At 61.0% G+C, this 21,192-nt stretch carries 20 protein-coding genes and 1 pseudogene; 8 read left to right on the forward strand and 13 right to left on the reverse strand.

Going from position 1 to position 21,192, the window contains the following annotated elements; translation table 11 throughout:
- Positions 1-50 precede the first annotated feature (50 nt).
- The 4 genes from tldD to RT424_RS17965 all read right to left on the reverse strand — a co-directional run bounded on the left by tldD (position 51) and on the right by RT424_RS17965 (position 4,712).
- Positions 51-1,520 (reverse strand): metalloprotease TldD, encoded by a 1,470-nt coding sequence (gene tldD, locus RT424_RS17950; protein ID WP_313440994.1) that lies wholly within the window; start codon positions 1,518-1,520, stop codon positions 51-53.
- A 26-nt stretch (positions 1,521-1,546) separates the two neighbouring features.
- The gene (locus RT424_RS17955; protein WP_313440996.1) at positions 1,547-2,935 is read right to left on the reverse strand and encodes a metallopeptidase TldD-related protein; all 1,389 of its coding nucleotides are present in this window, start codon (positions 2,933-2,935) and stop codon (positions 1,547-1,549) included.
- Positions 2,932-4,035 (reverse strand): PLP-dependent cysteine synthase family protein, encoded by a 1,104-nt coding sequence (locus RT424_RS17960; protein WP_409521534.1) that lies wholly within the window; start codon positions 4,033-4,035, stop codon positions 2,932-2,934. The genes RT424_RS17955 and RT424_RS17960 overlap by 4 nt, the downstream gene beginning before the upstream one ends.
- Positions 4,036-4,280: 245 nt before the next feature.
- Positions 4,281-4,712, reverse strand: a complete 432-nt coding sequence (locus tag RT424_RS17965) for an Rrf2 family transcriptional regulator (RefSeq protein WP_313440998.1) — start codon at positions 4,710-4,712, stop codon at positions 4,281-4,283.
- 87 nt (positions 4,713-4,799) lie between these two features.
- Here RT424_RS17965 and RT424_RS17970 point away from each other — a divergent pair, with 87 nt between their 5' ends.
- A complete protein-coding gene (locus tag RT424_RS17970) occupies positions 4,800-5,579 on the forward strand; it encodes a class I SAM-dependent methyltransferase (protein WP_313441000.1) in 780 nt (259 codons plus the stop codon).
- A gap of 319 nt (positions 5,580-5,898) precedes the next feature.
- Here the strand turns inward: RT424_RS17970 and RT424_RS17975 are convergent, their stop codons facing one another.
- Positions 5,899-6,312, reverse strand: a complete 414-nt coding sequence (locus tag RT424_RS17975) for an ester cyclase (RefSeq protein WP_313441002.1) — start codon at positions 6,310-6,312, stop codon at positions 5,899-5,901.
- Between the two features lie 117 nt (positions 6,313-6,429).
- Between RT424_RS17975 and RT424_RS17980 the strand changes: the two genes are divergently transcribed.
- On the forward strand, positions 6,430-6,771 hold the full coding sequence (locus RT424_RS17980) for a helix-turn-helix domain-containing protein (protein ID WP_313441004.1): 342 nt from the start codon (positions 6,430-6,432) through the stop codon (positions 6,769-6,771).
- A 347-nt stretch (positions 6,772-7,118) separates the two neighbouring features.
- Here RT424_RS17980 and RT424_RS17985 read toward each other — a convergent pair whose 3' ends face one another.
- Positions 7,119-7,307, reverse strand: a complete 189-nt coding sequence (locus RT424_RS17985; RefSeq protein WP_313441006.1) for a hypothetical protein — start codon at positions 7,305-7,307, stop codon at positions 7,119-7,121.
- 34 nt (positions 7,308-7,341) lie between these two features.
- Positions 7,342-7,542 (reverse strand): annotated as a pseudogene (locus RT424_RS17990) (TA system antitoxin ParD family protein).
- 290 nt (positions 7,543-7,832) lie between these two features.
- Here RT424_RS17990 and RT424_RS17995 point away from each other — a divergent pair.
- The gene (locus tag RT424_RS17995) at positions 7,833-8,396 is read left to right on the forward strand and encodes a hypothetical protein (protein WP_313441010.1); all 564 of its coding nucleotides are present in this window, start codon (positions 7,833-7,835) and stop codon (positions 8,394-8,396) included.
- Positions 8,397-8,813: 417 nt separating this feature from the next.
- On the opposite strand, the gene xth is transcribed toward RT424_RS17995, so the two are convergent.
- From xth to RT424_RS18010, 3 genes are all read right to left on the reverse strand, one after another.
- Entirely contained in the window at positions 8,814-9,635 is an 822-nt protein-coding gene (gene xth / locus RT424_RS18000; protein WP_313441012.1) for an exodeoxyribonuclease III, read from the reverse strand.
- A 699-nt stretch (positions 9,636-10,334) separates the two neighbouring features.
- Entirely contained in the window at positions 10,335-10,808 is a 474-nt protein-coding gene (locus RT424_RS18005) for a type II toxin-antitoxin system VapC family toxin (protein WP_313441014.1), read from the reverse strand.
- On the reverse strand, positions 10,808-11,071 hold the full coding sequence (locus RT424_RS18010; protein ID WP_313441016.1) for a type II toxin-antitoxin system Phd/YefM family antitoxin: 264 nt from the start codon (positions 11,069-11,071) through the stop codon (positions 10,808-10,810). Before RT424_RS18010 ends, RT424_RS18005 begins: the two co-directional genes overlap by 1 nt.
- Positions 11,072-11,882: 811 nt before the next feature.
- On the opposite strand from RT424_RS18010, the gene RT424_RS18015 reads away from it, so the two are divergent.
- The 5 genes from RT424_RS18015 to RT424_RS18035 all read left to right on the forward strand — a co-directional run bounded on the left by RT424_RS18015 (position 11,883) and on the right by RT424_RS18035 (position 18,565).
- The gene (locus RT424_RS18015) at positions 11,883-12,485 is read left to right on the forward strand and encodes an RNA polymerase sigma factor (protein WP_313441018.1); all 603 of its coding nucleotides are present in this window, start codon (positions 11,883-11,885) and stop codon (positions 12,483-12,485) included.
- The gene (locus RT424_RS18020; protein WP_313441020.1) at positions 12,482-13,444 is read left to right on the forward strand and encodes a FecR domain-containing protein; all 963 of its coding nucleotides are present in this window, start codon (positions 12,482-12,484) and stop codon (positions 13,442-13,444) included. Before RT424_RS18015 ends, RT424_RS18020 begins: the two co-directional genes overlap by 4 nt.
- 49 nt (positions 13,445-13,493) lie before the next feature.
- Positions 13,494-13,742 carry a hypothetical protein gene (locus RT424_RS18025; RefSeq protein ID WP_313441022.1) on the forward strand — a complete coding sequence of 83 codons (249 nt, stop codon included), beginning with the start codon at positions 13,494-13,496 and terminating at the stop codon, positions 13,740-13,742.
- Positions 13,743-13,898: 156 nt separating this feature from the next.
- Positions 13,899-16,433 (forward strand): TonB-dependent receptor, encoded by a 2,535-nt coding sequence (locus tag RT424_RS18030; protein WP_313441024.1) that lies wholly within the window; start codon positions 13,899-13,901, stop codon positions 16,431-16,433.
- A gap of 119 nt (positions 16,434-16,552) precedes the next feature.
- Complete coding sequence (locus tag RT424_RS18035; RefSeq protein ID WP_313441026.1) at positions 16,553-18,565, forward strand: Atxe2 family lasso peptide isopeptidase; 2,013 nt, start codon at positions 16,553-16,555, stop codon at positions 18,563-18,565.
- Here RT424_RS18035 and RT424_RS18040 read toward each other — a convergent pair.
- From RT424_RS18040 to RT424_RS18050, 3 genes are read right to left on the reverse strand one after another with little or no spacing between them, the layout of a single operon-like run.
- Entirely contained in the window at positions 18,552-20,240 is a 1,689-nt protein-coding gene (locus RT424_RS18040) for an asparagine synthase-related protein (RefSeq protein WP_313441028.1), read from the reverse strand. The genes RT424_RS18035 and RT424_RS18040 overlap by 14 nt on opposite strands.
- 53 nt (positions 20,241-20,293) lie before the next feature.
- Positions 20,294-21,022, reverse strand: coding sequence for a lasso peptide biosynthesis B2 protein (locus RT424_RS18045; RefSeq protein ID WP_313441030.1), 729 nt, complete (start codon positions 21,020-21,022; stop codon positions 20,294-20,296).
- 9 nt (positions 21,023-21,031) lie between these two features.
- Positions 21,032-21,151, reverse strand: a complete 120-nt coding sequence (locus RT424_RS18050; protein WP_313441032.1) for a benenodin family lasso peptide — start codon at positions 21,149-21,151, stop codon at positions 21,032-21,034.
- Positions 21,152-21,192 lie beyond the last annotated feature (41 nt).

The raw sequence follows: 21,192 nt of genomic DNA on the forward strand, positions 1-21,192 counted from the left end.
CACAGTTTGCCTCTCCGTGCAATTGGGGTCGTATGGCGATGGATTTGAGGTCAGGACACGCCGCCAACGACCATCTCGTCGATACGCACCGTGGGCTGGCCGACACCGACAAGTACCGACTGGCCATCCTTGCCGCAGACGGCTTCACCGTCATCGAGCGACAAGTCGTTGCCCAACATTGAGACTTTCTTAAGAGCCTCGTGTCCCACGCCGATCAGCGTTGCTCCTTCCACCGGTGCAGTCAGCTTGCCGTCTTCGATGAGATAGGCCTGGACCGCCGCGAAGTTGAACTGTCCGGTGGTGATGTCCACCGTGCCGCCGCCGAATTCCGTTGCGTAGATGCCTTTCCGAACAGTTGCGATGATTTCCTCGGGGTGGAGGTCGCCGCCTTGCAGGAATGTGTTGGTCATGCGCGGCAGCGGCAGGTGCGCATAGGACTGACGACGTGCATTGCCCGTCATTGAACCGTTCATCAGCCGGGCATTCATGCGATCCTGCATGAGACCAACCAGCCGCCCGTTCTCGATAAGGACATTGCGCTGGCCAGGCGTGCCCTCGTCATCGATATTGAGCGATCCGGAGTGACGGGGTACGGTGCCATCGTCCACGACTGTCACGCCAGGCGCGGCGATCTGCTCGCCCATGTGGTTGACGAAGACCGAGGACCGTTTGCGGTGGGCATCGCCTTCCAGGCCGTGGCCGATCGCTTCGTGCAGGAGGATGCCGGGAAATCCCGGCCCCAGAACCACCGGCATCATGCCCGCGGGCGCCGGGCGTGCATCGAGATTGGCAAGGGCCATGCCGGTCGCGCGGTGAACCATCCGGTCGAGCGCGGCCTCGTCGATCTCTTCCAGCGCCATGCGTCCGCCCCGCGCCGCGCGCCCGCTTGCCCGCTTGTCGCCGGACTGCGCCAGGACGGTCATGACGATCCGGGCGAAGGGCCGCACATCGGCGGCATGGGTGCCATCCGTGGCGCACACCATGATGTCGCTATCGGTCAGGGTGAGCGACGCGGAGACGCGAACGACACGTGGATCGACGGCGCGGGCACGTTCATCGAGCCTTTGCAGGATATGAATCTTCTGCGGCGCCGTGAGATCGCCGGCGGCGGAACTCGGCGCGTAAAGGTCGTTTGCCGGCGCCTGGGTCCGGAGGTCGGCGCCGCCGCTGTGGTGGGCGTCCTGCCCGAAGCGCTGCATGCTGCGCGCGGCATCGGTGACGGCCGTCAACGCCATGGGGGTCATGGCGCTGGAATAGGCGAAGCCGGTCCGCTCGCCGCACACCGTGCGCGCGCCCACGCCTTGCGAGATCGAAAAGGTGCCTCGGGACACTTTGCCTTCTTCAAGCCGCCATTCCTCGTGGGAGGTGGTTTCGAAATAGAGTTCGCCGAAGTCCGCACCCGGCCCGCCCAGGCTTCCAAGTGCCTTTTCCAGCACGGCATCGTCCAGGTCGTTGGGAGCCAGCAGTGAACCAGCGATTTTTGCAGCGCGGATTTCTGCCGGAGACGGGGCAGTGGACATGGAGTTCTTCCTCGGTAAATCGGACATCAGCGGCCCGCGACCTGCATTTCGTCGATCAGGATGGACCCGGTGCGGAACCGCCCTTCGCGGTGCACGTCCGCGCCTACCGCCACGATCCCCCGCAGCATCCGCGTGAGATCGCTGGCTACCGTGAAATCGATGACGGGATAGCGAGGCTCGCCACCCTCGATCCAGAAGCCGCTTGCTGCCTTGGAATAGGCGCCGGTCACTGGGTTGACGCCGCCACCGATGAATTCGGTGATCCATAATCCGCGATCCATTTGCCGCCAGAGGCTGGGCAGATCTCGATCCGCTGTCGTCAATGCGCTCTTCAGCGTGAGATTGGTGGGGCCGTCCGCATTGCCCGTAGAGCGCAGACCCAGCTTGCGAGCGGCGAGGGCACCCAGGAACATGCCTTTGACAATCCCCGCCTCGACCACGTTGCGAACCTTCGCGGTCACGCCTTCGCTGTCGCAACCGGCACTTCCAAGCCCAAAGGGCTCGAACGGATTTTCGGAAAGAGTGAGGTGCGCAGCCATCGCCTGCTTTTCCAGGGGCGCGGGCAGGAACGTCTGTCCCTGATACTGTGACGCGCCGCTCAATGCCCCGCAGAATTCGCCAAGAAGGCCCGAGGCGATGCGCGCGTCCAGGATGACGGGGACTTTGGAAGTTCCCATTTCCCGGCCGCCAAGTCGTGCCACGCTGCGCTTCAGAGCTTCGGCCCCGACCGCTTCCGGAGCCAGAAGATCGGAGGTGCGGCGTCCGCTGGTGCTCCAATAGTCACGCACCATGGCCTGTTCTCGTTCGGCGATGGTCACGCACCAGCGATGATGGATCGAGGCGCTTCCAACGTCGCAGAACCCGTTGGAAGCGGCACGCGCCCAGCGGTTGTCATGGCTGGATACGCCCGCATCGACGACGCGCACTCGATCTTCGCCCGCTGCGGCCATCACTGCGCCTTCGATAGCACGGGCGTCGCGGGACAGGTCTTCGGCGCCCAGGCCCGATGGCGCGAAAAGCGGAACGCGGGGAGGCGCGCGGCTGATCCAGTCCGGATCGGCGAGCCCGGCGTCCTCGTCGGGTTGAACTTCGCGGGCGATGGCAACGGCTTGCTCGACGGTGCGTCGCACGGCCGCGCGGTCCAGCGCCTGTGTGCTGGCGCGTCCGGTTCGCTGCCGATCGTAGACCGTTATGGCCAACGAATGGTTGCCGTCGCGATAGGCACTTTCGATGCGGCCATTGCTCGCCCGCGTCGTCATACCGCCGTTTTCCGCGACCACTGCCATTGCATCGTCGGCGCCGAGCGATCTGGCATGATCGAGCGCATCTCGTGCGATATCAGCCAGCGCGATTTCATCGTGCAGCAGATAGCTGGCCGGTGCCGCGCAGGTTGGGGGCGCATCAGGTGCTGTCATTTCGTAATGCTCCGATAGAGTGGGCCGTTCGGATCCGATGGAGTGAACTTGGCGCGAACGAGGCTCGCCTCGGTTCGCCATTCCACGCCGCGATCCGCCAGCCAGCGGTCATCGTAGTATGTGCTGCCATAGCGCTCGCCCGCATCGCAAAGCAGGGTCACCATGCTTCCTGAAATGCCCTGCTCAGCCATCTCCTTCGCGAGTTGCAGGCAGGCCCAGACATTGGTTCCGGTCGAGCCTCCTACCCGGCGGCCCAGAACATCGGTTACGGCGCGCATGGCACCGATGCTCTGCGAGTCCTCCACCGCGATCATGCGATCGACGACGCTGGATACGAAACTGGGCTCAAGCCGTGGCCGCCCGATTCCCTCGATCAGCGAGCAACAGCCTTCGGGCAGATGGTCTATCGCTGGATCGTGGAAGTTCCGGTGGAACACCGAGCCGACTGGATCGGCGACGCACAGTTTTGTGGCGTGGCGGCGATAGCGGATAAAGCGGCCGATCGTCGCTGAAGTTCCGCCGGTTCCGGCACCGCAAACGACCCATTCGGGTATCGGGTGATCTTCGTGCGAAAGTTGGCTGAACAGGCTTTCGGCTATGTTGTTGTTGCCGCGCCAGTCCGTGACACGCTCGGCGTAAGTGAACTGATCGAGATAGTGCCCCCCGGTTTCTGTCGCGAGGTGATGGGCGACTTCGTAGACCTTCCGCGCGTCGTCAACCTTGTGAACCTCACCTCCGTAGAAGCGGATAGCGTCGAGCTTCGGCGGCGCAGTGGATTCAGGCACGACCGCGATGAAGCGCAGCCCCAGCAGACGCGCGAAGTAGGCTTCCGAAACGGCGGTCGATCCGGACGATGCCTCGACGATTGTCGTCGTCGGTCCGATCCACTCGTTGCACAGCGCATAGAGGAACAGGGACCGCGCAAGCCGGTGCTTGAGGCTGCCGGTCGGATGAGAACTCTCGTCCTTCAGGTACAGAGTAATGCCGGGGGTATGGGGCAGGTCGAGCGGAATGAGGTGGGTGTCGGCGGACCGATTGAAATCGGCTTCGATCTTGCGCAGCGCCTCGGACAGCCAATCGCGCCGCGAGCGATGAGTCATCAGCATGCCGTCTTCCGTCGTTGCCCCTCGAAGGGATGTACCTGCCTTGCTCATCTGCGGCGTCCTGGTGATCGTGCCTGTTTCCTCTCGTTTATCGTGAGAGGGGCAGAATACCTTGCGCGGGGCTGCAGAATTATGTGGCTGACAGTGCAATGGGCGGCGCGCCTTGAAGCGCATCCGGCGCTGGGTTGGCGAAGCGTTAGGGCAGGGTGGCGCTTTCCAGCGTCTGACATCGAAATGCAAAGTCAGCCGATCGGGCTGCAGTGCTCCTCGAAACCTTTCGCCAATTCCGCGAGGCTGACCGCACCCAGCCGCGCGATCAGCAGTCGCTCGGCATCGCGTAGCGCATCTTCCAACGCTGCGTTGACCGCCTTTTCCACCGCACAATCGGGATGGGAGTTTTCATTGCCAATCGCGAAGACGCGAGGTCCGCCAACCGCGCGGTGGACATCGAGCAACGACACGCTCTGCAGATCCCTCGCGATCACCCAGCCTCCGCCATGGCCTTTTTCGGAACGAACGTACCCCGCATCCCGAAGGCCGGCCATTGTCCGCCGGACCACGACAGGGTTTGTACCCAGCATGCGGGCGATCGCCTCGGAGGTCATCGGGCCATCATGCCCCGCCATGTGGAGAAGCACATGGAGCATTCGCGAAAGGCGGCTGTCATTACGCACAGCATGATTTTCCATGGATCGATCGGGATTGGCAAGGGCTCCTTATCACGATACTTATGGTGTTACATGATTCGTGGAGCACCGAAGATGCCTGAGTTCGAGAGTACAGATCATTGGGACGCAGCCGCTCAGCATTACGAGAAGACCGCGCACCCCTTCACAGTCCGCTATGCCGAGGCAGCGCTCGCGAGGGTTGCGCTGACCCCCGACAGCCGCGTGCTCGATGTCGCGGCCGGCACCGGAGCGCTGGCGTTGACAGCGGCTCAGACCGGTGCGCAGGTGCTCGCGACCGACTTCTCCCCCGGCATGGTGGCGCGCATCGCGGCAGTGGGTCTCCCCAATGTCGAAACACAAGTGATGGATGGACAGGCGCTGGCACTGGAAGATGGCAAGTTCGACGCAGTGTTCTCGATCTTTGGGGTCATCATGTTTCCCGACTGGCGCAAAGGCCTTTCCGAGATGGCAAGGGTGACCCGCTCCGGTGGATATGGTGTCGTCGCGACCTGGCAGGACCGTGGTGCTGCAACCTTCCTGCTGCTCGGCCAGATCCGCCGCAAGCTGTTCCCCCGGCGTGATGGCATGACCATGCCCGACGCGATCAAGGCCTTAAGCGATCTACACGACTTTGCACGCGAGTTAATCGCCGCTGGATACCTTGACCCACAGATCGAGCATGTCACCCACGACTATGAGCTGGAGATCAGCACCCTTGCCGAGCCCGACACTTTGTTCGGCATGTCCCCGGACTGGACCAGCTTGAACGATGCAGAGAAGGCGGCCGTTATCGCAGAGGTTCGAGAAATGGCTGGCGAGCACGAGATTTTGCCTATCCCTTCGACTGCGCTGATCGCTGTTGCCCAACGCTGAGGCAGAAAACAGGTGGCGCGGATCGTCGCGAGCTATTGCCAACCGTTCGAGCCAGCTCGCGGGCGTGGCTCGAACACGGCGGTGGGGGCAGGAGACTATGTCCGCCCTTTGGATGGCCGCCGCCGATCTGCATGACGTCCTCGCCAGAGCTGTCGACGCTTCCGCCGCCTGACGCGGGCCTATTGCGTTCCAACGAGGCCGCAGCCACCGTTCTCTCTCCAGGCTGAGCGGGACGCAGGTTGCCCCGCTCAGCCTGGAAATGGCTGAAACAGAACCCGCTGAGGAAGAGCAAGGGTCGCCGCGGTTCCAGAATTTTCGTTCAGGCGAGTTGCTGTTGCAGGATCGTGGCTGCATTGCAGCAATGGAAGGAGGCGACTTTGCCACCCTTGAGGCGAAACACGTCGCAACAAGGAACATCGATACGCCGGCCCGTTGGGGGCAGCGGACCTGCGGGCGTCATCAGGGTGCCTCGATGGGTCCCCTGGATGGCCAGTTCGACCACGACGAGATCTTCCACTGCGTCGATGCTGAAGATTTCGCGATGAACATCGGGAAAGGCCTCCGCCATCCCGCCAGCGACCAGAGCGATATCCTCTCCGCGAAAATCCATTTGCGCGGGGACGTTGCGCGCGTAGCCGTCCTCCGAGAAGCACGCGAGAAAGCCCGCAAGGTCGAGGCTATCTCCCTCGGCCGCGGCGTAGAGGTCTTTGATGGTCTGCAAGTTGTCTGTCATCACGGTTGCCTTTCAGCGTCTGCCCTGCGTCGCCTGTCCCGAGGCGGCGATATCACGAATTAGACACTTAATTACCAGAATGGTAGAACCTACCAAAAGGTAAGTGTGAGATTGCATATGGGTGAAGTGGGCATTCCTTGTGGACTGGACGTCTCGTTGAAGGTCATCGGTGGGAAATGGAAGCCTTTGATCCTCTACCATCTTCAAAACGGGCCCACGCGGTTTTCACAGGTGAAGCAGCGCGTTGCGGGTGTCAGTGAGAAGGTGTTGATCCAGCAACTGCGCGAACTGGTCGCGATGGAAGTTCTCGTGCGCCGCGACCACCAACGCGTGCCGCCCATGGTTGACTATGCGCTGACGCCGTTTGGTGAAACGCTCATCGAGGCGCTGCTTCCTCTATGCGACTGGGGCACTCGAAATCGAGCGCACGTGGAGGGAATAGAGAAGCCCGTCCGATGACGATCTGACCGCTCGCTAACGACGCTGACGGCCCTCACGCCGTATCGGGACGTGGATAGCGATTTGGATCGAGGTGGGGAAAGCCTTGCCTGGCATGGCTGTCCCAGGATCGCGGACCAGTATGATTAGAGTTGCGCACCTTTGGCGGTCCATGCCGCCATCTCGCCATCCGCGATCGTCAACGAAACCCGCCAGCGATCGCTGCGGCGCAATATATACACATGCTTCCACTCGGCCACGAGTTTGCCATTCTCGCCGTGCATTCGATAGGCCACGCAAGCTTGGGCGACATTCGGGAAAAGTTCGGTCGCTGAAAGCAGTTCTCCCTCAGGGCGAACCACGCCTTGCTAACGGTAGAAATCCATCAACGTCACACAGTGGTCGCGAAATGCCGTCCGCTCCATGGCGAAGTTTCCGGCTGGCGAGGGAAACAGCCCGACCGTGTCCCAAAGCTCGCTAAGCGCGTCGGCATCGTTGCGGGCGAACACATCGACATACTTGTCGAAAAAGTCTGCGATTTCATAGTAGAATGTCATGATTTTCCTAAAGTGCATATTTGAATTCGCGTGATCAGGCCGCAACACCGACGAGACTCACGTTCGCCTCGACGAGTTGCGCCTTGACGATATCATTGGGCCATTGTCGGGTTGGCCTCGGCAAGCATTCCGATTTCATCCAGAACTTGGCCTGCGCGTTGATGGATCGGCACATGACCATGCTGGCCCGGCGCGCTTCCTCGTGCAGATTGGCATCAATTTTCACAGTGCCCATCGAGTTTCCTGCCACAGCCGACTATATGATTCGTGTATGAAACGTATGTCGGATGGTCAACGAGGTCGGACGACGCAGTTGGAGAGGCACGCCACGGCGCTGCCTGATAATCGGGCACGAACGGCAGGGCAAAGGTCAACATGCGTGCTGAGCCGCGTGCCGGTTCTCACCAGGGGCCGAGTACAGGCGTTTCCGCCGCAGCGACTGCGATGGTGTGACTGGCATTCTGAAGGGAAATGCCCCGTCTTCCGCTGGATCGGAGAGCACGGGGCATAGTCGAGGTTGATCGCATGCTGTGGCTCTCTCGTGAGGGCGAAAGAGCCGCGATACGGGCAGATCGCTTCGTCCGCGACGATGTTCCTGCCGTGACAGAAATTTCATGCCGAGCTGGCGCGCTGACCTGTTACCTGCTGCAGCATGCCACTGATCCTTGCCGCCGCCGCAGCTGTATCGCTTCTGTCCATGATGGAGATACTGTTCGTCTCTGCGACGGCGAGCGGCTCCAGCTGATCAACATCGACGCGCCGGAAGTGGCCGGGTCGCCGCGATGTAGTGCGCAGAGCCGCGCGCGGTTGGCGGCATCGCCGAATCCGCCCTGGTGTGATGACGAGGCAGGCGCTGCCAGTCGAGATCAGCTCCGGGCGCTCTTGTCGTCGGGCACGCCCGCGATCCAGCGCAATGCCGTGGTGGCAGGAACGCCAGAGGCGAAACAGGCTGACGTTATCGCAATGGTCTTGTTCAAATTCGCCGCGATGAACAAGTCGAGAAGCATGTCCCAGGCAGCTTCGCCGAAGAGATCCTCATCGAAATACTTCGTGCGAGACCGCCTAAATCGACAGACGCTCTGGGCGTAAGACTTCATCGACGAAGACCGCCTGATGTCCTATTCTTCGATGACGAGTGGTGTCGGTTTCCCACCCGCCCTCAGAAGCTCTTGGATGTTCCCGATCATTCCCAGCACCTTGGCGCGGAATGCCGCATCATCTTCCGGCTTGAAAGTGGCTTCGACCGTCCTGTTGCTTCGCGCAACGTCGGGCCTGACAACCTGTAATGGCTTTGGCATTTACTTCCCCCGTTTTTGCAACTGCGAAATAGATGCCCGATGCCGTTGTTAATGCAGTTGATTCTCCGTCCTTGCTACAGAAAGTTAATCAGCGGTAAGGATGTTGTAAGCTGACGCCCGATACAGTGAGTAGTTTTGAAGTTTTCATCTGCAGCGGGCGCCTGACCTTCAATCGGCTCAGTCAACGGCGCAGGCTCAAGCATTCCATTCATGGCCGGGATCTCGGCCGAGCTTTGCTTGCTTTGCGCCCTACGGCCGTGTCCGATAGCTCGATGCATAAGGGCGCATGATCGCTGGTCTTGTCCCAACCGCGTGGACGCATCTCGACTTCGGCGGCCTTGAGCCGTCTCGCCGCCAGGGGATTGAGGAGGGCATGATCGATCCTGAGCCCTGCATTGCGCTCGAAGGCACCGCGCCAATACTTCCAGAAGGTGTAGATCGTCTCGTCTGGGTGCAGCGCACGCACAGCGTCGGTCCAACCCTGGTCGATGAGCCGCTGGAAAGCGGCGCGGGTTTCCGACGCGAACAGCGCGTCCTCACGCCAGCGCTCGGGCGCGTAGACGTCGAGGTCGGTCGGCATGACGTTGAAATCGCCAAGGCAGATCACCGGGGCATTGAGGGCGATCAGGTCGCTAAGATGCTCCTCCAATCGCTCGAACCACCGCAGCTTGTAATCGAATTTAGGTCCGGGTCTGGGATTGCCGTTGGGCAGGTAGAGCCCACTGATGAGGACCCCTGAGACCGCTGCCTCGATGTAGCGGCTCTGATCGTCGGCAGGATCACCGGGCAGGCTGCGCCGGGTTTCATGAATCTCGCCAACGCGGCTGAGGATCGCGACACCGTTCCACCGGCTTTGTCCCTTCCAGATCGCCTGGTATCCGGCGTCGCGGATTGCCTGCTCGGGGAAGCGATCGTCGGGGGCCTTCAGTTCCTGCAGGCAGACGATGTCCGGCTCGGCCATTTCGAGCCAGCGCAGCAGCAGCGGGAGCCGACCGTTGATCCCATTCACATTGTAAGTGGCGATCTTCATGGACCTCGCAAAGCCTGGGCCGACGATCTGTTCCTTGCATGACGGGACTGCGCGTTTGGAGCTTGCCTGCGGGGTCAGGCGTGGAGCGTGCCGGCACAGCTGTGTTCGGCGCGGGCAGGGCGGGGGCATGGCGACGGAGAAACGGGGTGTCAGTCGATCGTCTGCCTGCTCGAGATCACCGCTGCTCGGCCGGCAGATATGACGCGTGTAAACTTTAGCCAAGATCACCGCCGAGATTTTTCGAATGCCCGATCGACAGACGCAACGAGCGGGCGGCGACGCATCCAAAATCGAGCCATCCTCGTGAGTTGCCTCCGATCGGGTCGGTCGCCGGGATTTTGCTGCACAGCTCTGTCCACAGCCTTGTCCCGTCGGGTGAGCGCGCCTCCGGTCGCAAACGCCTTGACCCTGTGGGGCGACTGGCGGGAGCATAAAGGAAACGGAATGAGTCTCAAGAATCATCATGCAGCTGGCATCGCCATCCTCTTCGCCCACCATCGAGCACCTGCGGACGCTCGAGTCACCGCTTGCGGAGTTTCGCACGCTGCCGTTTGCTACCGAGGCTCTCGACAATTTATCGCCGTCCTGAACTTTCTGGCGGGTAGGAACCCTACAAGCACCGCAAGACAGAAAACGGCCGCGATGAACATGTATGGAGGGCCTTCAAACATGCACTGATGCTACTGAGGCGATTGAAGGTCAGCAATGGGGCATTTCTACCGCCAACGGTCTCCGGCGTACGCTTACGACAGATCTGACTTCTAGTTTGGACCGTAGAACCGGGGATCGATCAGCGAGATTGAAGTCGGCTCCATTGCGCGTCACTACCGTCATGCCATGGACAAGGGCCGTAGCGGCAATGAGCGCATCACGCTCCGACTTGGGATCAGGAACATGCAGACGTGCGCAGCGTCGGGCAACAGCAAGGTCGATTGGCAATATCCGGTCTTCGAAGCGAAATAGAATGTCGTTGTTCAGCCAGTCCCGATAGATGTCTGCCCGCACTTTGTCCTTCCGTTCCTTCATCAAAATGCCCTGCTCGATCTCCAGGATGATGATGACGGAAAGATAGAAATCTTCGGCATCCACTGACGCGGCCCAGTCGAGAATCTGTTGGGGCGCCTTGTCGACACGCCTAAAGATCGAAACGACGTGCGTATCTAGTAGGTGCATTAGTCGAGTTCCACCGGCTTCGTGATCTCGCCGAGCTTTGGAAATTCGAAATCATCGTCCACTGGCACAGGATGGCTGGGGGTAAGAGATTCCAACAAACTCATCTTCTTCCCACCACGTAACCTGCGATACTCATCGAACGACATGAGCACATGGGCTGGCTTTCCGCGGTCGGTAATGATGACAGGACCGTTGGTCGTCGCCTTTTTGGCACGCCCAACGTCTTGGTTGAAGTCGCGGGCTGAAAGGGTGGTGATCGTCATGTGGATACCCTCCATTGTTCCTGCATTGCTACAAATGGTCATGATTTCCTCACCCGGAGGGGTGTCATTTTTATTTGGGGCTTACATAATTTGGGATGATAACATAAAGTATGTTAATTGTTGTCTCCAAGCGAGCAGAGCGTTAACGTCATTTAATTTAATAGCTTCATGTATATCCTCAGACCCGAGGTTGTTTAGGTCTATCCGCGTAGACCGTCTATCAGGCGAGCTTTCGGGTCCGTTTGAAAAGATTTCAAAAATTTAATTCTGTATTTGTTCGCACTGTCGTCACGATGTTGTGGATCGTGGCGGCAGTGCATAGTTGAGATAATCGAGACTGTTTCGCGTCGTGCGAGGCAACTGCGTAAGATGGCACCACAGCAATTGACACGCCGAAGCGGACAGAATTGGCCGGGCGGCTGAGACGTATGTTCAGGTCTGCGACTAAAGGTCTCAGCCCATGCCTCAAGGCACTGGTTTCCTCTCGCCCGGCTATTTTCCTGCAAACTGCTACTTGTCTTGACAGCTTCCATCCGTAAGATTGCCACTGCGTCGGCAAATGGCGCGAAGGCGCACCAACCGCCTTTCGGGAAAAATCGCTCGGTGCTTGCATCCGGGCAGCTGGCGTGAATGTCCAGGCCGCTTGGCTAAAGACGCCGGTAATCGATTCCTACCGTTGGCCCCGCTCGATGTTAGCCGGGCGGGTTCCTGCTGGAGAGCTGCCCATGGCTTTGGGCAAGCAAAGCGCGCGCCATATGCGTGTATTCGATACCTGTGCGGTTGAACATGGGGCGATGTTATGCGCCTAAGCATGGACGACAGGAGTCTTGAGTGCCAAGGGATTGCCGAAGGCGCGCCCTTGCCACCGGAAGATCGGGTTCCAATTGCGAGAGGGGATTGGCTCGATCGCCTCTACCGGTCCCACCGGGACAAGTTGGTACGTTTTGCCGTGCAGCATATCCACACCGATCATGCTGCCGATATCGTCCAACAGTTGTTCTCTCGCCTCGCAGTGAGAGGCAGAGGAAATCCGCTCGAAGTGGAAGCACCGGACGCGTATTTTCGGCAAGCCACGATCAACCTGATCCGGAGCGAGGCACGCTATGACCGGCGTCGCTGCAAGAACCTCCACGTCTGTTCGGACGATGTTCCGATCGTCGGCGTCGATGCTGTTGCGGCTTCCGAGGCACGCGACATGCTTGTCAGGCTGGAGGCGATCATGGCAGAACTGTCGCCCCGGACCCGCGAAATCTTCCTGGCCCACCGCTTCGATGGCTTTACCTATAGAGAAATTGCAGCCCGGACGGGACTTAGCGTCAAGACGGTCGAGAAACACATGACCCGTGCGATCGGTCATGTGACGCGGCGTCTTGAACCCATGATGGAGGATTTCAAACTCGTGGAAACCGAATGAGCCTCGATCAGGATGCCGATGACTGGTTTGTCCGGATGCGCAGCCCTGATGCTGCAGACGTTCGTGCGAATTTCGAAGAGTGGCGTTCCGTTCCCGCTCATGCGCAGGCCTACGAGCGGCGGGTGAGATCGTTCGACACGATGATGTTCCTTGCCAGTACGGGCACCGTGCGGAACAGGAACCTCGATACCGCCAAACCCTGGGTGCTGCAAACTGCGTTTCGCAAATATGCCGCAGCGGCGATAGGCCTCATGCTGTCGGGTTCGCTCGTCTTGGTCGCCGCGCAGCGAAGTTTTGGCGAGCCCCAGTCACTTTCTCGAATGGAAGTGGCCTCCCTTGAGAACGCCCCGCGGCATATTTCGCTTCCAGATGGGTCGAAGCTGATCCTGGACCGCGGTTCGCGGGTGCAGATTTCTTACGATCACAATCAGCGGCGCCTGCGCCTTCTGGTGGGGCGCGCGCGCTTTTCTGTTGCCCATGAACGGACGCGGCCGTTCATCGTCGAAGCGGGGGCGGGAAGGGTGATTGCCCATGGCACCCTCTTCGACGTGGAATTGACGCAGAGCGCCGTGAGGATTGCCTTGCTGCAGGGCGCAGTAGAAGTGCGCGATGCCAGCGGCGGAAATGGTCGTAAGCGGCTGGACCTAAGGGCTGGCCAGAGAACGGCGATCGAAGGTGGTTCAGTCGTGAAACCCAGCTCGATCGCTGCCGCCGATAGCCAGTGGCCCAACGATATGCTGGTTCTGGGCGGCGTGGAAATTGGCGAAGCAGTCGCCGTCTTCAACCGAACGGCCCCAAGACCTGTCCTTTACGAATTACGGTCTGCACAGTCGCTGAGAGTCAGCGGCGCGTTCAAGCGATCGGACCCCGAGGGCTTTGCCAGGCAATTGGCCGCAACGTTCGGCTTTCGGGTTGAAAAGCGCGAGGATGGCAGTTTTGCGATCGTGGATGGTTCATGATCGAGAACGTGAAGCACGATTGGATAAGGGCCGCTGACCCGTCCAGTGCTTGCGTGAGCGCAAGCTGCGGCGGGCCGAGGATATTGCGCGCGATCTCATCCCGTTTTGGCCGCGCGACACCAAAGTCGGTAACCGCAGCTCGGAACTGCTTTATCAGGCCTATGTCAAAGGGCGGTATTCGCCGCACTACGTCATTCGCGATGTCGAACTCGAGTGGCTGATCCAGCGGATCGAGATGCTCGACGCCGTGGTGAAAGCGAACTGCGAGAGGCGTCTGGATTTGCCTGGGAGCAAATAAAGCGACCTTTCGCTGGACCTCAACCTTGCCTGTTTGCCGTTAAAGGGCGCGTCCTGAAAAAATTTCTGCCTGGGGGTAGGGTGTTTCTCGAACTCCGTCGATCCGGTTCCTGAAGGGTTCTGCTGAGCGCAGATCCTCGGGGACGGAGGTTCAAAAGTGCGTTACCATTTACTGGCGTGCTGCAGCATCGCTGCCGCCGCGACGATGACCTGTGTGCCGGCTTCAGCGAAGGCCGATACGAGGATCCAGGTTCGGCTTCCCGCGCAGCCATTACCGGCATCTCTGCGCGATATCGGGCGGCTATTCGGCCGCAACGTGAGCGTTGACGACGCTTCGGTCAGGGATCTGATGGCACCGGCTGTCGATGGCAAGCTGACTTTCGAGGAAGCGATCGCTTCTGTTCTTGCCGGAACCGGGCTGAAATCCAGCCGGTCTGCCGGCGGCGTGGTCGTCGGCAAGCGTGCGGAAAGCGATGGTGAAGAGGGCGGCATCGTCGTGACCGGGTCGCGAATTCGCGGGGCGCCGGTCGCCTCCGTCCAGCTGACTTACGGGCGCGAAGAAATGCGCAATGCCGGCCAGTCGAGCGCGGCCGACGTGATCCGCGCCATTCCGCAGAACTTTTCCGGCGGCCAGAATCCAGGGGTCGGCGCGAATGTGACCGGCGGGAAGAGCGTCGATATGGGGGGAGGGGCCTCAATCAACCTGCGAGGGCTCGGCAGTGATGCCACGCTCACGCTGCTCAATGGTCGTCGCCTGAGTTTTGATGCGGCGATCCAGAGCGTTGATGTGTCGGCCATACCGTTTGGGGCGATCGAGCGAATGGACGTGGTGCCGGATGGATCCTCGGCGCTGTTCGGCTCGGATGCAGTGGCAGGCGTGGCCAACATTATCCTGCGGCGGAATTTCGACGGGCTCGAGACCACGGCACGCGTCGGCAGTTCGACCGACGGGGGGAATTTCCAGCAGCAGTACGGCGCGACATTCGGGCAGGTCTGGTCAAGCGGCAGCGCGATGGTTTCTGCCGAATATGGCAGTAATTCCGGGATCTGGTCGAGCCAGCGCTCCTATCTCGAAAATCGGTCGCCGGGGCTCGAGGTTTATCCGGCCATGCGCCACCACAATGCTGCAGTCACGGCAAGGCAGGATTTGGCGCCCGGGCTGACACTCGACATTGACGGCATCTACAACAAACGGCGGCGTGAGCAGACGATGCCGCTCAACTTTGCCGGCGATCTTTCCGCGAGCCGGTATGATTTGTTCCAGAAAACAGAGTCCTGGGCAGTCGCCCCTTCGCTCAAGCTTGATTTGCCGGCGGATTGGGAAGTGACGCTGGCTGGCAGCTACGGGTGGAACCGGGTCTATTACGAAGGAACCTTCACCTACGGTACGGCTGCTACCAATGCGGGCTATGGCACTTACCGCAACGTGACGGGCAACATCGAACTGAGCGGCAACGGCAGACTGGTCGATCTTCCGGCGGGACCAATGAAGATCGCGCTCGGCGGCGGCTTTCGCCAGGACAGATTTCGCCGTCAAACGTTTCGCGGCCTTTCGGAATACGTCGATCGATCGAGGGACAGCTACTACGCCTTCGGGGAGGTCAGCATCCCGGTCATCGCTCCCGATCAGAAATCCGGTCTCGGCAGGAGCCTCAATCTGAGCCTGGCGGCGCGTTACGAACACTATTCCCAAGTCGGCTCCGTCACCACGCCCAAGCTGGGTCTCATCTACGCGCCCAGTTCCGACCTCACGCTCAAGGCAAGCTGGGGCAAGTCTTTCCGCGCGCCGACCTTCTATGAGCAGTACATGCCGATGCCCGGCTATCTCTATAATGCGGCCACGTTCGGCGGCACGTCGGGCACCGTCATGTATGTCGTGGGCGGCAATCCGGACCTCAAGCCGGAGCGTTCGACCAATTGGTCGGCAACGCTGGCACTGCACCCGGCGGCGCTGGACGGGGCGGAGCTGGAGGTCAGCTACTTCAATATTCGTTACCGCGACCGGATCGTGACGCCCATGGCCTATCCCCGGCAGGCGCTGACCAACCCGGCTTATGCAAACTACGTTACGCTCAACCCCGATCAGGCGGCGCAGGTTTCGGTTATTGATCGCATGGTGGCCTTCACCAACCTTTCGAGCGGCGTCTACGATCCCGCCGATGTCGTGGCCCTCATCGACAACTCCAATATCAACGCGGGCCGGCAGAAGATCTATGGGATCGATGTCGTCGGCCGCTACAGCTTCGACCTCGCCGAGGGACGCCTCAGTGCGGCGATCAATGGCAGTTACCTGCATGGCGAGCAGCAGCTGCAGCCGGGGCAGGCGTTCACGCAGCTTGCCGGGGCGCTTTTCAATCCGCCCCATTTCCGGGGGCGGGGTGAGCTTGGCTGGGCAAAGGGCGGCATCACGCTGACCGCTGCTGTCAATTACATCGGCTCCGTGCAGGACGAACGAACCGGTACCCCGGTGAAAGTTTCGAGCATGCTGCCGGTCGATTTCACGATCCGATACCGGGCGGACAACGAGCGCGGTTTGCTCGCCGGCACCGACGTGATCTTTTCGCTGCAGAACCTCTTCAATGACCAGCCGGATACGATCGCGACGAACAACTATACCGACACGCCCTATGACAGCACGAACTACTCGCCGTTCGGCCGTGTGGTCAGTCTGTCGGTGACCAAGAAATGGTAAGGGGGACAGCAAGCGGGATTGCGGTTTCGTTCGCGATCCTCGCCGCTCAACCTGCCCTTGCTGCCTGTGACGACATTTTGCCAAGGGCGAGTCCGCCTGCGGCGCAAGGGCATCGCGACATGGCATCGGGAGATCTTGTTCGCCTTCGGGATATCGGCTTTTCCGAGGTCGTGCCCGGCAAGGCCTCGCCCTTCGCCGTATCGCCGGACGGCCGTCTCCTTGCTTTCGTTCTGAGGCGCGGCGAGCCCACCGAAAACACGCTCTGCAGCGCGCTCGTGGTTGTGCCGCTTGATGGCAAAGGCGCCGAGGGGAAGGCAGCGGCGCGCGTTCTGGATATTGGCGGCGCGCCGCCATTGTCGAGAGGCGTCTACCGCGGTCTTTTCATCACCTCCGGCGTTCCGCAGCTGATAACGCCGGCCTGGTCGCCTGACGGCAAGAGCATTGCCTATCGCAAAAAGGTCGGCGGGGTCGTGCAAATCTACCTGGTACGACTGGATGGTAGCGAGGGGCGCGCTGTCACCCATTCCGAGATCGATGTCGAAGATTTCTCCTGGTCGCCCGACGGGTCGCACATAACTTACCTCGCCAGGCCAGGAGAGCTCGAGTCTAGACGCCGGACAGAGGCCTCCGGCCGCAGTGGTTGGCTCTACGACTCGAGCGTTCTGCCTAATGAGGCTTGGTCCCCCACGTCCTGGGCCCGGGATGTTCCTTTGGAGGCCTCCACTGTCGAGCTATCATCCGGTGTAACCAGGATAGCGACCGATGATGAGCGGTTACGGGTCACGCCTGCGTCTCCAACCGGAAGCCTCCATGAACTGGAAGTTCGTTCCGGGGAGGGTGCTGCGGCGTGGAAGGAGCCTCTGGGCGCTCATCCGGAGAGTGGGCAGAGGCTTTGGGCCAAGCTTCCCGGCAGGGAGAAGCAGGTGTGCTTGCTGGCCGCATGCGCCAGCGGGATCGTTCAGGTCTGGTGGGATCGTGCCGGGACTTCTGTCTTGTTCCTGCGCCGGCAGGGATGGAACAGGGAGGAATGGGGGCTCTATCGCTGGTCGCCGGCGAACAATCGCGTGGCGTTGATTTCCCGCACTCCGGATGCTCTCACAGGGTGCCTGCCGGCCGGCGACGAACTGGTGTGCGGGCGGGAAAATGCCATCACGCCGAGGCGCGTGGTTGCAATCGACCTCACCTCGGGGAGGAGCCGCACCGTGTTCGATCCCAATCCCGAATTCGCGGAGTTCAAGCTGGGCAAGGTCCTGAGGCTGCGCTGGACCAACGATCGGGAGCTTCCTGCCTGGGGCGACCTTGTGCTTCCTCCCGGCTATGATGGGAAGGCGCGCCTGCCTCTGGTCATCACGCAGTACCACAGCCTGGGTTTCCTGCGCGGAGGCACTGGCGATGATTACCCGATCTTTCCGCTCGCCGGGAAGGGCTTCGCCGTCCTGAGCTTCAACCGTCCGCCGACCGTGTCATCTGTTGCGCCGGATGTGACCGGCTGGGACGAGGCCCTGGCAGTCCAATTCAAGGGCTGGGCCGAGCGGCGAAGCATTTTTGCCTCGCTGGATCGCGGTATCGACAAGGCCATCGCGACAGGGTTCGTCGATCCCGAGCGCATCGGCATCACCGGTCTCAGCGACGGGGCTTCGACAATTGAATTCGCGCTCGTCAATTCGCATCGCTTTGCGGCCGCCGCCATGAGTACGTGCTGCGACGACATGCTGAGTTCGCTGGTGCTCGGCGGCTTCGCATGGGGCGAGCACAACATCAAGATCGGATTGCCACCGTCGGTCGACAATAATCGCGAGTACTGGCGACCGGTTTCGCTCTCGGTGAACGCCCGCAAGATCGATACACCGATCCTCATGCAACTTGCCGACCGCGAGAGCTTGCTGGCTCTCCCTGCGTTTGGAGCGCTCCGGGAAGCAGGCAAGCCGGCCGAGATGTTCGTCTATCCCGACGAATATCACAACAAGTGGCAGCCGGCGCACCGGCTCGCGACCTATCAGCGAAGCATCGACTGGTTCGCATTCTGGCTGCAGGGTAAACGCGATGCGGAACCGGCGAAACAAGAGCAATATGCTCGCTGGGACAGGCTCCGCGCACTGCCGGACAAGGCGCTGACCGCTAGCCCGCCATGATCCCCCGCGCCCATGACTCCGTATCAACCAGCTGCAGTATCCTGCCGTAAATGGTTCCCTTGAGGCGCTCTGTGTCCCTGAGCGCCCTGGCGAGTGCTGCCGTGTCGATCACGCCCGCACTCGCCAGTACGCCGTCCATCAGATGCGAGGTCATGGCTTCCCGGTTCCGCTCGAGGAGTGAGAATAGGAAGCTCTCGGGATTACCTTTCCCGCGCCGCCAGGCAATTTCAGGCGGTAGGCAAGTTTCGAAGGCATTGCGCGCTGCAGCCCGGTTATTGCCCCGCGCGATCCAGCGCCAGCTCGGAATGGCAAGGCAATGTTCGACCAGAGGTTGGCTGACGAGCGGTGCCGTGCAGTTGAGCTTGGTCCCATGCGGACCGTCCTCGACGTATCCTTGCGCGGCGATAAGCATGGCTATGTGCGCGCCTCGGCCAGGCAGACCCGATTCGGCCGGCTCCAGCCAAGGGTGTACGGCACCGTTCTGCGCCGGTGCCTGCACATCCGGCGAGAGCAGGCGGCGATCCTCCTGCAACCTGTACGGGCGGGCTCTCTGCCATGAGCGCCACCGCGCCTTCCAGGCCACCCGCCAACTCGACGCGCCGGCGAGTTGGCCGAGTTCGCCGCACACCCTGCGAAAATGGTGTGTGCCGTCCGGATCGAGGAGACAGTCCGCGGCCAACGACACGGAGCGCAAGGAGCAGAATACATTGTCGCCGCCGCCCCCGTCGATGATCCCATCGCAGCCCAGTTCATCTGCCACGCGGGCTGCGGCTTCGAACACTAGTTGTTGGTAGCCTCTCGCTACAGGCCGCGGTGTTCGAACGGCGCCTATTCGCGCGAAATCGTATTTCGTGACCGCCATGGCACGCTCGTGCAGGGGGCGGCCGACATGCGTCGCCACCCGCCGCGCGTAGCTCGTTTCATCGCCGGCATGATCCCTGGTCGCCATGTTGAGGCATGAAAACATACGGTCATGGGCCGCGAGGCTCGCTGCCAGAATGGACGAGTCCAGGCCCCCGGAGAGCATCAGGACCGGATGGCGTAGGGTCGATGTCCTTGCGGCGACCGCGGCGATGCATTCCTGGCGAAGCCGGCGAGCGGCATCTTCAAGATCGTCGATACGCCGTCTTTCATCGGCAAAGGCCCACGGCGACCAGATGTCCTCAAGGCGGATCCCGGACGGCTCCACAAGCAAGCGCGATCCGCCCCGGAGTTCCTCGATCCCGCGGAGCGATGTGGCCGCAAGGCGAACGTCACCCAGAACCAGCTGCCGCCCGATTGCTTCGAAATCGAGGCTGAAAGCTGTACCGCTTGCTGCGCGGATAAGATCGATGTCTGAGCCTGCGATGAGGCCGGAACCCATCCGCTGAAACAGGCCCGGCAAGCTGCCAAATGGCGCGCGCACCAGGCTCGTGCCGGCCCCGCTTCTCACGATGCCGATATAACTGCCCCAAAATGCTTCGAACAAACGGATCCCCGCCGATTTGACGATGGCACTTCGGGCATTTTCAACGATCGAGGTCAGTGCTTCGCGCGTGCCGGACTGGTAGAGCGGGCCGATAATGACGCCGTCCTGGCCGAGGCCGATTGTGGCAGCCACGTTGTCGCAGGCGGCAACAACATCGGGTCTGTCCAGTATGACCTTGAGGTTATGGTTTTGCGCTGCTGCCAGCAACCGGGCGCGGTCCGGTTCGGCAAGGGCAACACCAGCGATAAATCTATGGTTCGTCATACGACCAGGATCGGTGTGAACATGTCCGTCCTCTCGCGCCGCTCGCCGATGAGTGTGCTGTCCACCTGAACCCAGGCATGCGCAGCAAACGGTGTGAGCCGGACGCCCAGGACCAAAAGCGGGCTGATCCGATGCGAAATCAAACGATGCGCGATTGCAAGCGACCAGGGGAGGCAGAGTTTATGGGTACCGATGAACCTGGAGGCCATCTGGAAGGAGCCCGTGACCCGGGCGAGTGTCCCGTCAACATCCGGTCCCGCAGGCGACATCGGCGCATCGTTGCCGGTGGCCGCCTTCCGATCGATCAGGTGCTGGATCGCCTTTGCAAGACCGCGCACTTTCAGGTGCGCTCTGCATCTCAGGATCAATGCGGCAGCGGTCAGGCCGTCGAGCGCCGTGATATTCTCCGGCTCCCCATGTGTTTCGCCGGTAGCCGCAGGGGCGTCGCATTGCCAAATGCCGTGCTGCCAGTCGTGCGAAATAAGCAAGCTTCTGGGCAGCAGTCGCTCCAGCGCCACTCCGTCGACGGGAGGTGCTTCTACCAGCTTGCGAAATTCGCTTTCGATTGCGGAAGAGAGGCAGAAGTAGCGATCCGATTGCAGATCGAGGAAAACAAACCTGTCTTCGACGGCGCAGCAGGAGAGGCCGCCTCGCAGTACATAGGCCATGGCGATTTTTCCGAGATCGGGAGAAAGACGAAAGGGATGCGCGACGAAATCGCGCATCCCTCATGCTCAGTCGTCGGAGAGGCCAGAGACCTCCTGGCCAATACCCACGTCGGGGTTCTGGCCGCCGAGGCCCTGGGTTTCGATGCTGGCGGTGCCCAGCTCGATCACATCGTCATTCCGTTCCATGACAACTTCCTCGTTAATCACCGCGACATTGCGGCAACGAG

The sequence above is a fragment of the Novosphingobium sp. genome (genome assembly GCF_032093395.1).
Lineage (GTDB): Bacteria > Pseudomonadota > Alphaproteobacteria > Sphingomonadales > Sphingomonadaceae > Novosphingobium.